This window comes from Arthrobacter sp. zg-Y238, assembly GCF_024385525.1.
Classification (GTDB): Bacteria; Actinomycetota; Actinomycetes; order Actinomycetales; family Micrococcaceae; genus Arthrobacter_B; species Arthrobacter_B jinronghuae.
Genome location: NZ_JANFLU010000012.1, coordinates 82,867 through 96,072, shown reverse-complemented (window position 1 = coordinate 96,072; position 13,206 = coordinate 82,867). Strand labels below are relative to the sequence as shown.

10 protein-coding genes are annotated in these 13,206 nt (G+C 65.4%); 3 read left to right on the top strand and 7 right to left on the bottom strand.

Annotated elements, in window-relative coordinates; translation table 11 throughout:
* Positions 1-12: 12 nt before the first annotated feature.
* Positions 13-981, bottom strand: a complete 969-nt coding sequence (dapA, locus tag NNX38_RS14965; RefSeq protein ID WP_255798748.1) for a 4-hydroxy-tetrahydrodipicolinate synthase — start codon at positions 979-981, stop codon at positions 13-15.
* Positions 978-5,033: a Pls/PosA family non-ribosomal peptide synthetase gene (locus NNX38_RS14960; RefSeq protein WP_255798747.1), complete on the bottom strand. Its 4,056-nt coding sequence runs from the start codon at positions 5,031-5,033 to the stop codon at positions 978-980. Before NNX38_RS14960 ends, dapA begins: the two co-directional genes overlap by 4 nt.
* Positions 5,034-5,421: 388 nt before the next feature.
* Between NNX38_RS14960 and NNX38_RS14955 the strand changes: the two genes are divergently transcribed.
* Positions 5,422-6,606, top strand: coding sequence for a heparan-alpha-glucosaminide N-acetyltransferase domain-containing protein (locus NNX38_RS14955; protein ID WP_255798746.1), 1,185 nt, complete (start codon positions 5,422-5,424; stop codon positions 6,604-6,606).
* On the opposite strand, the gene NNX38_RS14950 is transcribed toward NNX38_RS14955, so the two are convergent.
* Genes NNX38_RS14950 through NNX38_RS14940 form a run of 3 tightly spaced genes read right to left on the bottom strand, consistent with a single transcriptional unit; the run spans position 6,603 to position 8,320 of the window.
* Complete coding sequence (locus NNX38_RS14950; RefSeq protein ID WP_255798745.1) at positions 6,603-7,346, bottom strand: 4'-phosphopantetheinyl transferase superfamily protein; 744 nt, start codon at positions 7,344-7,346, stop codon at positions 6,603-6,605. The two genes, NNX38_RS14955 and NNX38_RS14950, sit on opposite strands and share 4 nt — an antisense overlap.
* A gap of 4 nt (positions 7,347-7,350) precedes the next feature.
* Positions 7,351-8,028, bottom strand: coding sequence for a LytR C-terminal domain-containing protein (locus NNX38_RS14945; RefSeq protein WP_255798744.1), 678 nt, complete (start codon positions 8,026-8,028; stop codon positions 7,351-7,353).
* Positions 8,021-8,320: a type II toxin-antitoxin system VapB family antitoxin gene (locus NNX38_RS14940; RefSeq protein WP_227904874.1), complete on the bottom strand. Its 300-nt coding sequence runs from the start codon at positions 8,318-8,320 to the stop codon at positions 8,021-8,023. The genes NNX38_RS14945 and NNX38_RS14940 overlap by 8 nt, the downstream gene beginning before the upstream one ends.
* A 103-nt stretch (positions 8,321-8,423) precedes the next feature.
* Here NNX38_RS14940 and NNX38_RS14935 point away from each other — a divergent pair, with 103 nt between their 5' ends.
* Positions 8,424-9,359 (top strand): hypothetical protein, encoded by a 936-nt coding sequence (locus NNX38_RS14935; protein WP_255798743.1) that lies wholly within the window; start codon positions 8,424-8,426, stop codon positions 9,357-9,359.
* A gap of 21 nt (positions 9,360-9,380) precedes the next feature.
* Here the strand turns inward: NNX38_RS14935 and NNX38_RS14930 are convergent, their stop codons facing one another.
* Positions 9,381-9,947, bottom strand: a complete 567-nt coding sequence (locus NNX38_RS14930) for a glutathione peroxidase (protein WP_255798742.1) — start codon at positions 9,945-9,947, stop codon at positions 9,381-9,383.
* A gap of 130 nt (positions 9,948-10,077) precedes the next feature.
* On the opposite strand from NNX38_RS14930, the gene NNX38_RS14925 reads away from it, so the two are divergent.
* A complete protein-coding gene (locus NNX38_RS14925) occupies positions 10,078-11,106 on the top strand; it encodes an isopenicillin N synthase family oxygenase (protein WP_255798741.1) in 1,029 nt (342 codons plus the stop codon).
* 13 nt (positions 11,107-11,119) lie between these two features.
* On the opposite strand, the gene NNX38_RS14920 is transcribed toward NNX38_RS14925, so the two are convergent.
* A complete protein-coding gene (locus tag NNX38_RS14920; protein WP_255798820.1) occupies positions 11,120-12,982 on the bottom strand; it encodes a BCCT family transporter in 1,863 nt (620 codons plus the stop codon).
* Positions 12,983-13,206: the final 224 nt, after the last annotated feature.

The following is a 13,206-nucleotide window of genomic DNA, read 5'->3' as shown; positions in this document are numbered from 1 at the left end:
TTCCCCCTTTGCTCAATACACCCGTGCCAGAGCTTCAGGGACTGCGGGGCCGGACGCAAGCGTAGTCGGCAACCCCGCTGCGGTGAGGTCTGCCACAAGCAGGTCCGTCTCCTCTTCGCTCAGGTCGGTCAGCGGTCCCCTGACGGGGCCGGCGGGCAGCCCCAGTTTCCGAAGCGCCGCCTTGGCCGATGCTGCGCCGGGGCACCGGAACATACCGGTGTAGATCGGCAGCAGGTCACGGTGAATCCGCAGCGCGTCATCCACCCGGCCCTGCCGGTACGCGACTGTCAGGGCACGCAGCCGGTTAGCGGCGACATGTCCAACCACCGAGACGACGCCGACAGCACCAACGGACATCAGGGGCAGATTCAGTGCGTCATCACCCGAGTAATAGACCAGCTCGCTGTGCTTCATGACCCAGGATGAGGAGGCGAGATCTCCCTTGGCGTCCTTCACCGCCACGATATTCGGATGCCGGCCGGCCGCCACCAAGGTCTCGGGGGCAATTGCGACGCCGGTGCGGGCGGGGATGTCGTAAAGCATCACCGGCAGGTCGGTGCTGTCCGCAATGGCCTCGAAGTGGCGCAGCAGGCCTTTTTGCGTGGGGCGTGAATAGTAGGGGGCAACCACCAGCAGCCCGTCTGCCTTCTGCTCTGCCGCAGCCCGGGCCAGCTCGATGCTGTGCCGCGTGTCGGTGGAGCCCACCCCGGCGATAACCCGCCGTTCGGTGCCCGCGGTGACCCGTTTCGCCGAATGGATCATCGACGCTTTTTCCCAGTCCGAGGTAGCGAAGGACTCCCCGGTGGTGCCGTTGACCACCACACCGTCGTTCCAACCGGTCCGCAGCAGCCATCGGGCCAGCTCCTCGGCGCCGGCCTGATCCAATTGGCCGCGCTCGTCCATGGGCGTGACCATTGCGGTGAGCACGGTGCCGAATTGTCGGGAGACCGTTGTTCCTGTGTTGCCCGTAGTTGTACTCATAGTCCTGCTCCTACAGTTTTGTATTCAATCGACTTGCGGTGACGGGCACGGCGTTCCATCGGGCGGCTCTGGCCCCAATGCGCCAAGGGGTTGCCGCACCAGGCGCTGTTCACGGGGACGCTTTCCCCGCGCATCACCAACGAGCAGCCTCCGACGGTGCCGCCCTCTTCGATGGCACTGCCCGGCAGCACGATGCTGTTGGGTCCCAGCGTGGAACCGTCGCCCAGGGTTACTTCGTCCAGGCGCATGATCCGGTCATGGAAAAGGTGCGTCTGCAGTACCGTGCCGCGGTTGATGCTCGCTCCGTCGCCCACCTGTATCAGGTCGAATTCCGGCAACCACCACGTTTCGCACCAAACGCTGCGGCCGATCCGTGCACCCATCCAGCGCAGCCAGGCGTTGAGCATCGGGGTGCCCAGACTCATCCGCACCAGGCCGGGAACGGCCAGGGATTCCGAAAACACGTCCGCCAGCTCATTCCGCCAGACAAACGAACTCCACAGCGGGTGCTCCGAAGCCTCGAAACGGCCCACCAGCAGCCACTTCGCCATGACGGCAATGAGCGCTGCTGCGATCCCGCTCAGAAGGAGGACCGGGCCGGACCACAGGACGGCCGTGAGGAACCCGAAGGCGTCGTACAGTCCGGCCAATGCCCAGACGGTCAGCAGGGCCAGCCAGGCCGTGATCACCGCCGGCAGGATCCTGCATGCTTCAACCGCGCTTCGGGCAACCAGCAGTCGTCGGGGAGGATCGTAGGTCCGTGCGGTGTCCCCCACCTGCACCGGCCGCGGAAGCTCCACCGCCGGACGCCCGAACCAGGAAGTACCGGCCGGCATGTTCTTGGGGACTGAGGAAAGCACCGCAATCAGGGAGTTATCCGGAACGTGCGTGTCCGGCCCGACGATCGCCGAATTCCCCACAAAGGACTGTTCCGCGACACTCGCCTGGCCGAGGTGCAGCCACCCCTGGCGCACTCGCCGCGCGGACACCATGGAGTGGTCCGCCAGGAAGGTCCGGTCCTCCAGCCGTGTCAGGTGCGGGACGGTTTCCATGGTGGAAATCTCCACGTGGCGCCCGACCTTCGCTCCCAGGAGCCGCGTCCACACCGGCGTGAGCACGCTGGCGTAGATCGGATACATCGTAATGAGCGACCGGCTAAGCATCACGTTGCTCAACCAGGACGCCCAGCCTGTCATGCCGTCCGCCGGGTGCATGCCTTCGGGCATTAGACGGGCGGTACCGCGGACCACGGCGGCGGTGAGTGCGAGGAACATCAGCATGGAAATCACCACGAAAACCGGTGCCCAGGCAGCCAGGATCCACAAGGCGTCCGTGAAGGAGGAAACCCCGTTCAGCAGCCACAGCATCAGGGCGGATCCGGGCGCTATGGAAAGGAGGTTCAACAACGCGATGCCACCCAGGGAAGCCGGGTAGAGCAACCGTACTCTGCGGGATTCCGACGTCGGTGCTGCTTCCGTGGGCCACCCCGCTCCGGCGCTACCGGTCTTCCGCATCTGGGATCCCGCCCACAGTTCATTTGCGGGAATCTCCCCGGAAACCAGGGTCCCCGGTTCCGTTTCGGCTCCGCGGCCCACTTTCGCCCCGCCCATCAGCGTGGACCGTGCACCGATCCGCACGTCTTCGCCGATCTGCACGCGGCCGATGTGGAGTTGTCCGCCTTCAATCCAGTGGCCCGCCAGGTCTACTTCATATTCGATGGAGGACCGGTCGCCTATCGACGCAAAACCGGTAACGGGCGGCATGGCGTCAAGGTGCACGCCTTCACCGATGTTGCAGCCCAGCCGGCGGGCATACCAAATGCCGATCGGGGATCCCATGATGGGCTCGAGCTTGCAGTACGTCACTATCCGTTCCGCTGCCCACAGCCTCAGGTGGGTGCTGCCGCCGCGCCGATAAATGCCGGGGCCTATTCCCAAGAGCAGCAACCTGCTCGACACCACCGCGGCCACCATCCGTGCCGGCAGGCTGTACAGGGCCAGCCAGGCCGCGAGGGTGGGAACTACTGGTGGATCCGGGGTCCAGGGGCTGCCCACCACATGGAACATCACCATGCACACGATGGCGATACCGGTGACGTACCGCAGGCCCGTGATCCCGTAGAGGGCCACGATCAGCGGTGCCTGGACCAGCCCCAGCCACCAGGGCGACTCGGGGGTTTCACGGACGTCCAGGGTTGAGTCGCGCAGTGACGTCAAATGGTCGGACATCGTGCTCAGCGTCGGATGCTCGTAGATATCGGCAACCGAGACCTTCGGATAACGTTCCCGCAGTGCAGAGACCAATTGGGCTGCAGCCAGGCTCGCTCCGCCCAGGGCAAAGAAATCGCTTTCCTCGGTCAACGGCAGCGGTCCCAGCAGATCGGTCCACCGCTGGCCCAGCCAACGCAGATCGGCATTGAGCTCCACCCGGACGTCGGTCGGCGTTTCCCTAACCGGCAATGGCCAGGGCAGGGCCTTGCGGTCCACTTTCCCCGAGGCCTTCATCGGCAGCTCATCGACGATTCCCAGCGACGGGACGATGGATGCCGGCAGGTTCTGTGCCAGCTGGGCCCGTGCGGCGCCAAGGTCCAGGGTGGCCCCGGCCGCCGGGACCAGATATCCAGCCAGCACCCGGTTTCCGGACTGGGTGGAATGGACGGCGGCGGAAGCCGCGGCCACGCCCGGCAGCCGGCTCAGGGCGTCGTCAATCTCGCCGAGCTCAATCCGCCGGCCGCCCAGTTTGATCTGCTCATCCACGCGCCCCAAAAAGACGAGGCCTTCCTGGTCTGCGCGGACGTGGTCTCCGCTGTAGTAAGCCCGTTCCCACCCGAGGGCCGGAAGCGGGGTGAATTTTTCGGCGTCCTTCTCCGGGTCGAGGTACCGCGAAACACCTACACCGCCGATGACCAGTTCACCCACTTCCCCCCAGCGCACGGGGTTCCCCTCTTCGCCGATGACGGCGAGGCTCCACCCGTTCAGCGGCAGTCCGATCCGGACGGTGGACTGTCCGTCCAGAAGCGCACCGCAGGCAATAACCGTGGTTTCCGTGGGGCCGTAGGTGTTCCAGACTTCCCGCCCGGGGGCAGCCAGCCGCCGGACCAGCTCCTCCGGGCAGGCTTCACCGCCGAAAATCAGCAGCCGCACGCGGTCAAGGGTCTCGGTGGACCAGTGCGCGGCAAGGGTGGGCACTGTTGAAACGGCAGTGATTCTCCGTTCGACCAGCCAGGGGCCGAGATCCGCTCCGGACCGCACCACGGAACGAGGGGCCGGAACCAGGCACGCACCGTGGGCCCATGCCAGCCACATCTCCTCACATGAGGCGTCAAAACTGACCGACAGGCCGGCCAGGACCCGGTCCCCCGGGGAAAGCGGGGCGTTGACGCAGTAAAGCGAGGATTCGGCATCCACCAGGGCAGCCGCGGAGCGGTGGGTCACGGCCACGCCCTTGGGCTTGCCCGTGGAACCGGAGGTGAAGATGATCCACGCATCGTCCTCGGGGTGCGGCTGGGGGCTGTGCCCGCCGCTGGGGACGCCCTGGAGCAGGTTCAGCTCCAGCCCTGCTTCGATAACCGCGCAGACTCCGCCTTCGGCCCACACCGTCTCCGCCCGGCCGGCCGGTTCGTCCGTGTCCACCGGAACATAGGCGGCCCCGGAGTACAACACACCGAGAATGGCGATATACAGGTCCACGGATCCGGAGGGGACATAGATTCCTACCCGGTCACCGGCACCGATGCCGCCGGCCCACAGCCGCCTTGCGAGCGCCTGCACCCGCAGTTCAAGTTCGGCGTAGCTCAGGGAAACGGTTCCGTCATCGATGGCGGGCGCGCCTGGATAGGCGGAGACCGTTTCGGTGATGATGTCGACCAGGGTGCGCTGCTCAGGTGTGCGGCCGCCGTGAAAGACCGCCAATTCCGCGGGAACGGGATTCTGGCTTGCTGCTGATGGTGCCCTTTCGGGAAGGGGTGGTGCGGTCTTGCTGCCGAGGGCGGCAGAGTGCTGGATGGTTGATGGTCGTGCCGCCACGTCTTGCGGGTTTTCGGGCGTGTTCATAGAAAGCAGTTCTCCCTGCTGGTACATCTCATATCCGTGGTCGAGGGACCACAACCTGAGCCCGGCGACGGCCGGGGCGATGCAGGGAAGCCTAGAAAATTCACAGCGGATTCACATGAGTACCCCAGAGCTGCAGGAGTCCATCCGGTACGGGGTTAATTACTCCCCCGCCTCCGCGGCTACTCGGATCACTACTCAACTTAGAATTCGTTCCGCGGGCGTCTCGCGTCAGCACAGGCAAGCAGGGCGCAGGTAGAAATGGCGCCCGGTGCTTCACAGCCTGCGCTTAGGTTTCCGATAGGTTACGGACAGAAGCGGTTGGTTGTGTGTGGTCCACCCCCGGCACTCGACAGGGCGCTGGATAACACCTGCCGATGGGATCTAGAGCATGTCTTCAGTAGCTACATCGAGACCCAGGCTGTCCGGAGTGGACGCTGCGCGGGGGCTGGCGCTTTTCGGGATGATGGCGATCCATGTCCTGTCTGCCGTTAGCGAAGACGGCGAGCCGACCCTGACGTGGCTGCTGTTCGCCGGCAAGGCGGCAGCGCTCTTTGCTCTTCTGGCCGGGGTTACGTTGGCCTTCACTACCCGTAGGGCAAGGACGGAAGGCGGACATTTCCTGGTTGCGGCCCGGTGGAGCGTGGCTGCAAGGGCAGGACTGGTCACCACCCTAGGCTTGGCCATCGCCTACGTGGACATGGACGCCTTCATCATCCTGGCGTACTACGGCGCCATGTTCCTGCTGGCAATCCCGCTGCTGGGAGTATCGACCCGGACCCTGCTCGTCGCCGCCGCGGGATTCGCACTGCTGGGACCTATCCTGATGCAGGGCCTGCGGGATTACCTCCCCGAGCCCGGGTTCGACCCCACGTTCACTACCGTGCTCACCGAACCCGGTGTCTTCCTGAGTCAGCTTTTGCTCACCGGAACCTACCCCGCCATTCCGTGGCTGGCCTACATTGCCGCCGGGCTCGCTATCGGCAGGATGAGCCTGGATCGGCCCAGCGTGCAGCTGGGGTTGCTGGGGTTCGGCTCCGCACTTGCCGCGGCTGCCTGGCTCGGCTCCCAGCTGCTGCTTGCCGGTCCCGGGTTTGACCGGTTGCTGGCATCGGAGCCGGATCTAAGAACAGGTGATCTCCAGGAAATCCTGGTGTGGGGCACCGAAGAGTACCTTCCCACCAGCTCTTGGTGGTGGCTGTCCATTGCCGCGCCGCACACCACCACACCGTTCGATCTGCTGCACACCATAGGAGTTGCCGCCGGCGTGCTCGGGGCCATGCTGCTGGTCTCACGCTTTGCAGGCAAGGCGTTGCTCCTCCTGTCCGCGCCCGGCCGGATGACGCTTACCCTCTACTGCGCCCATCTGCTTTTCCTCGGCACCGGAGCACTGGTCGACCTCCCGGAATTCTCCCTCTGGCTGCAAATCACCGTATTCATAATCTTCGCCGTGATTTGGCAGCTTGCGAGAAAGCAGGGGCCGTTGGAGAAACTCGTCTCCCGGGGCGCCGCTGCCGCGCGGGAGTCCGTCCTTCGGCGGCACCCGGACACCCGTTCCGCCCACCGGGGCCCCTAAGCCAACCCGTCCGCCTCCCTCGCGTCCACGGCGTAGGACAACGCAAAGGAGGCTGGCAGTCCGAACTGCTCCGGCTCGACGTCGTACGCGCGCAGCCCGCTGAACCCGAGGCCCTTTTCCCGCGCCCGTTCGTCGGAATCCGTTTCCACACTGCGCGGATCAACCCGGAGCCCTTGGCCTGACGCCTTCAGCAGGGCCTCCTTCCGTACCCAGATCTGCGCCCGCAGGCGGGGGCGGTCCGGAACCGCGACGGCGGCGATGGCCGCCCTTTCCGCACCGGTGGCCATCACGTCCTCCACCGCCGTATCAGCGAACGCCCCTGCGGCGGAGTCTTCCAGATCCACCCCCACACGCGTCCGTGCGAGCGCCGCCGCGAGCCAGTTCCCGGAACGGCTGAAACTGACTTTGAGCGGGATGGGCCTGCCCGCAATGAAATAGCGCGGCTCCCCGTGGCTTCCGTCATTGCCGTGCAAACAGTCAGGACAGTGCGCCATCGCGGTCACCGTGTCCTCAGGTGCCTGCAGGTACCCGGCCACCAGGGACCGGGCGGCCACCCGCCCGGCAAGGAAACGACGGCGGTCCTCCTCGTGATGGAATCCCTTCGCCCGTGTCTGTACGGCGGTTCCCAGGCTGGCCGCGGTCCCAAGGTCCACTGCGTCCAGCCGCCGGACGGCCAGCTGCACCTCCGCCAGTTCCTGCTGGTCTCCAAACCCGCGTGTTTCACTGTGCGGCAGGCCCACCGCGTTACTGCCCGTCCGGCGTCGAAGTGCCTGGACAGCTCAGCGCACCCGGTCCCGCGGCTACTGCCTGTTCCGCCGGGAGAAGTTCCTGGAATCCGGAGCCGATCACCACGTCCACCGATGCGTCCGTCCGCTTGTCCAGGACGTAGTCCGTGCCGGGAATGTGCTGCTGCAGCGTGTACGCGGCGGCGAGGCCGGAGGGTCCGGAAAGCACCAGCGCGGTCATGCCGGAACGGTTCACGCTGCTGTTGCCTACCCGGTCCACCCGGAAGCCGCGCTCGTTCAGGGCGTTTCCGACGGTTCCGCCCAGGCCCGGGGACGCCGTCGCGTTGTAGACATTGACCGTCACGGTGGCGGGGTCCAGATACGGAAAAGGCCCGGCCGGGCATTCGTCCACCGGACCTGCAGAGGTACTGGGTGCTGCGCTGGGCAGCCGTACCCACCCCGAAATCAATCCCTGTGCCAGGATCACCGCCAGCACGAGCAGCAACGCCAGGAACCCGACCACTGAATTATGCAGCCGCCGGCGCCGTCTCGCACGCCGGACCACCTCCGGTTCGTCGGTCGGTGCAAATACCGCACCGAGGTCGCCTCCGGTGATGATCCGGTGCCCGTGCCATTCCCTTGGATCACTCTTCGCAGGGTTGCCGCGGTGCCGCCCCTCAGGGGGCTCTTTAGTCATCGAGGACCAGCACGCGTGCGTGCAGTATGGTCCGCTGGTGCAACGCCGTCCTTACGGCCCGGTGCAATCCGTCTTCAAGGTACATGGTGCCCTTCCATTGGACGACGTGCGGGAACAGGTCTCCGAAAAAGGTGGAATCCTCGGCCAGCAGCGCGCCGAGGTCCAGTGTGGCCTTCGTGGTCACCAGTTCATCCAGGCGAACCTGCCGGGGAGGTACCGCTGCCCAGTCCTTCGGTGTTACGTATCCATGGTCAGGGTAGGGGCGTACGTCGCCAACAGCTTTGAAGATCACTAGTACAGAGTAGATAACATCCGCACCCAAAGAAACAGCGGTGCTCGGGCGCGCCGCAGGCAAAAGCCCCGATTAGGCCGCTGATTGCGCCCGAGACACGAAAATGCGGTACCCGGCGCGGACACGGGATACTGGGGAGGTGAACACCTCTGCTCCCCGAATCGGTCTCCTGCTCGACGTCGACGGCCCCGTGGCCAGCCCCGTCTCCCGGAGCGTCCGCCCCTCCATCATCCGGCACCTGGTTACCCTGGCATCAGCAGGCTGGCCGGTCATTTTCAATACGGGCCGTTCCGATGCCTTCATCCGCGAACAGGTCATGCAGCCGATGATGGCAGCGGGACTGCCGGAGGGGGTGCGGCTGCACGCCGTGTGTGAAAAGGGTGCCGTCTGGTTCTCCTTCGACGGGACCGGCTCGGACCAGCCCCAGGTGGACCCCGAACTGAAGGTCCCCGGAGACTACGCCGAGGCCATCCGCGACCTGGTGGCCGCCAAGTACTCCGAGACCATGTTCTTCGACGAAACCAAGCTGGCCATGGTCTCCGTGGAGCAGCACCTGCAGGTGGACAACTCGGACTACCTCACGGACCAGCGCCGCTTCGACGCGGACGCACTGGAACAGATGTCTCTGGCCGGAATGGGCGGCCGGCGTTTGGAGCATGCCATCCCGGACGCCCGTGGAGCCGTTGCCTTCCGCATTGATCCCACCATCATCTCCACCGACATCGAAGCCATGGGAGTGGGCAAGGACCTGGGCGCCCGGCGCGCGCTGTCCCTGCTCGAAGCGGACGGCACGCCGGTTCCGCAGATCTGGCGGACGGTCGGCGATTCGCGCACCGATTACGCCATGGCCGACGAACTGCACGCACTGGGGTACGACGTCGCGCACGTGGACGTACGGCCGGCGGACGGGGTCCCGTCCACGCCTTATCCGGTGCTGACGGCCGGGTCCCTGATCCACGACGACGCCGGTGCAGCCTACTTTGAGCGCTGGGTGGCGATGGCTGCCGGGGAAGCAGCGGACGACGCCGCCGTCGTCTAGCCCTCCCCCGGCGGTGGAGCCCTACTCCAGGCGCAGGACCGCTTCTACGGATTCCTGGATTTCCGGTGCCCCGGGCGCAATCTTGGACGCGAACCGGCCCACAATCTCGCCGCTGTCGGTGATGAGGAACTTCTCGAAGTTCCAGCCGATATCGTCGCCCAGTTCGCCATCATGGAACCGGGTCAGGGCTGCGTAGAGCGGGTGCCGGTTCGGTCCGTTGACGTCTGTCTTGGCGGTCAGCGGGAAGGTGACGCCGAAGTTCCGCGAACAGAACTCGGCAATCTCTTCGTTGGTGCCCGGTTCCTGCCCGGCGAAGGAGTTGCTGGGCACGCCGAGGATGGTGAAGTTCCGGTGCTCGTAGGTTTCGTAGAGGGCCTGCAGCCCCTCGTACTGGGAGGTAAAACCGCAGCGCGAAGCAACGTTCACCACCAGCACGGCCTTGCCGCGGAACAGCTCTCCGAAGGTGGTTTCGGTGCCGTCCAGCATGGTCAGGGGGATGTCGTACAAGGTGTTGTTCGTATTGTCGTACGAGTTGTCATACACGGCGTCGTCCTCCACGGAGCTCCCTTTCGATTGGTCTGCTTCCATTGCATCCCATCTCCGAGCGGAATACCCAATTCCGGCTTCCGTGCCTACTCGCAGGAAACACGGGGACGTGATTCCTAGCACTTCGTAATATTTGGTTCGAACTTGACAGGCCCGGTGATAGCTTGCCGCTATGAGTGCTATTCCCGAGTCAATTCCCGTCCTGGACCTGAGCACGGCACGCGATGCCGACGGCTCCTTCAATCCCGAGTTCATCGACCAACTGCGTGACGCCACGCACCGGATCGGCTTCTTCCAGCTGGTCGGCTACGGCGCCGCGCAGGCCCGGGTGGAGGAGCTGTTCGACGTCACGAAGCGGTTCTTCGACCTGCCGCTCGAGGACCGGCTGGCCCTGGACAACCGCAATTCCCCGCACTTCCGCGGCTACACCCGGCTCGGCACCGAAATCACCAAGGGCCGCCCCGATGCCCGTGAGCAGGTGGACTTCGGTCCGGAACGCGCACCCGTGGCGGACTATCCTGCGGACCAGCCGTACTGGCTGGTGCAGGGGCCCAACCAGTTCCCGGACGAGGTGCTGCCCGAACTGCGCTCCACCGCCATGGACTGGGCGGAGGCCATGAGCTGGGTGGGTGCGGAGCTGCTCAGCGCCATCGCAGTGTCCCTGGAACTGCCCGAGGACCACTTCACCGAACCCTTCGAGGACACCCCCGCCTGGATGGCCAAGCTCATCCACTATGTGGGCGGCGTCGTGAAGGAAGCCGGCACCCAGGGCGTGGGCGCCCACGCCGACTACGGCTTCATCACCCTGCTGCTGCAGGATTCGGTGGGCGGCCTGGAAGTGAAGCCGCACGAGTCCGATACCTGGCTTCCGGTGGAACCCATCCCCGGTGCACTGGTGGTGAACCTGGGCGAAATGCTCGAGGTGGCCACCCAGGGCTACCTTTCCGCCACCATCCACCGTGTCCTGGCGCCGGCGCCCGGAGTGGACCGCTACGCCATTCCCTTCTTCTGGTCGCCGCGGCTGGACACGGTGATCGACCCCGTGCAGCTTCCCGCCGAGCTGGCCGCGCAGTCCCGCGGTATTTCCGATGATCCGGACAACCCCATGCTGGCGTCCTACGGCGCCAATGTCCTGAAGGGCTGGCTGCGGGCGCACCCGCAGGTGGCCAAGCTGCACCATCCGGAGCTTGTGGGGAAGTAACCAGGCAAGAGCGCTAGTCGACGGCGCCGGCTTTCGCCTTGCCCGAGTGTTCCTCCTCCGGGCCCTCCACGACGTCCGGGTCCTGCACGTTGTCCGTGTACCACTCGGTGAGGGCGGGATCGTCGCTCTCAAAGTCGGCGCCGGCGCCTTCGGCCTCCGGCACGTGCGCGGTGCCGAAGACGAAGTCGTCTCCGTGCTCGTCGATACCGCGGCGCACGCCGCCGCTGATGGCCTCCAGCGCATACCGGCGCCGGATCATCAGCGGGTCGTTGCGGAGGTCCTTGGCCCAGGAGACCATCACGCCGACGAGGATGATGGTGAACGGCAGGGCGCAGGTCACCATGATGGCCTGGAGTCCCGAAAGGGCGTTGCGGCCCCCGGCCAGCAGCAGGAACATAGCGATCAGCCCGAGTGCCGCCGACCAGATGATGGTCACCGATTTCGAGGGCACGGGCCGGCCCGACTGGGACATCGAGCCCATGACGTTGGCGGCCGAGTCCGCGGCGGTGACAAAGAAGACCAGAATCGCGAGCATGCACACGATGGGCGTCACGGAGCTGAACGGCAGGTTGGCCAGCAGATCGAACATGACGTTCTCTCCGGTGCCCTTCACGGCCAGGTCCTGCCCGTTCCGGTTCATCCAGATGGCGGTGCCGCCGAAGACCGTGTACCAGCAGATGGAGATGGTCAAGGGAACGAAGACGACGACGGTGACGAACTGGCGCAGGGTGCGGCCCTTGGAGATCTTGGCGATGAACATTCCCACGAACGGCGACCAGGAGATCCACCAGGCCCAGTACAGGGTGGTCCAGCCAGTCAGGAAGGCCTCCTGCTCGGCGCCCTGGCCGGCGAAGACGGTCAGCATGTCCGGCAGGTTGCCGACAAACGCGATGAGCGAGGCCGGCAGCAGATCGAGCAGGAAGAACGTCGGCCCGGTCAGCAGGACAAAGAGCGTCAGCAGAATGACCAGGGTCATGTTGAGGTTGGAGAGCAGCCGGATGCCCCTCTTGATGCCGGCGACCGCGGAAATGGTGAAGACTACCGTCAGGAGGCTGATGGCGACGACGACGAAGCTGTTGCCCAGCTCCTGGCCCGTGATGATCGAGACTCCGGTGCGGATCTGGAGCGCGCCGATGCCCAGCGAGGTCGCGGTGCCGAACAGTGTCACCAGCACGGCGGAAACATCGATGATCTTTCCCAGTACCCGGTTGTTGCCGTCGGGGAAGACCGGTTCAAACAGCGACGATATCAGCGGCAACCGGCCGCGCCGGAACGAGGCGTAGGCCAGGGCGCCGCCCACCAGGGCGTAGATGACCCAGGCGAGACTGGCCTGGTGCAGGAAGGTGGTCGCCATGGCCGGCAGGATGGCGGCGGAGGTGCCGGCCTCGGCATCAGTCGAGGGCGGCGGGGAGAGGAAATGGCTGAGCGGTTCCATCGGCCCGTAGAAGATCAGCGCGATGCCCAGACCAGCTGCGAACAGCATGGAGATCCAGGACGCCGTGGAGTACTCCGGCGTGCTGTCGTCGGCCCCCAGCCGGATCTTGCCGGTCGGACCGAAGCCGACCACCAGCATGAAGATCGCGGCTGCAACCATGGTGGCGTTAAACAGCCAGCCGAAATGCACAACCACCCAGCCCTGTATGCCGGTGCCCACGGAACTCAGGTTGCCGGGGGCAAAAATCGCCCACGCCAGAACGGCGAGAGAGATGGCCATGGCAAAAATGAACACACCGCGCCGGGTCGGATAGCTGACCCCGGTGTCCTCAACGCTGATGCCCGGGACCAGCCCGGGATGGAGGCTAAGAGCCGGGGCGGAAGCAGCAGTACGCAGCGCTTTTTTCACACGTTCAACTGGGCGGCCGGCGGGTCTGCGCATCGGCGACCCGGCCCCGCTTGAACCGTCGGTGGTGCCTGCGCCGTGCCCTGGGGGTGAAGAGTCGGAATTCATAACGCTAAACTTTATGGCATAAAGCGCCATTTACAGTAAATAACGGATTGCAACGGTGCCCTCTCGATCAATCGCAGAAGCGCCCACATAGCACTAATGCCGCGGCAGGACCAATCGAGCGCAAGGGCTCGAACCATGCTCCACGGATAGCC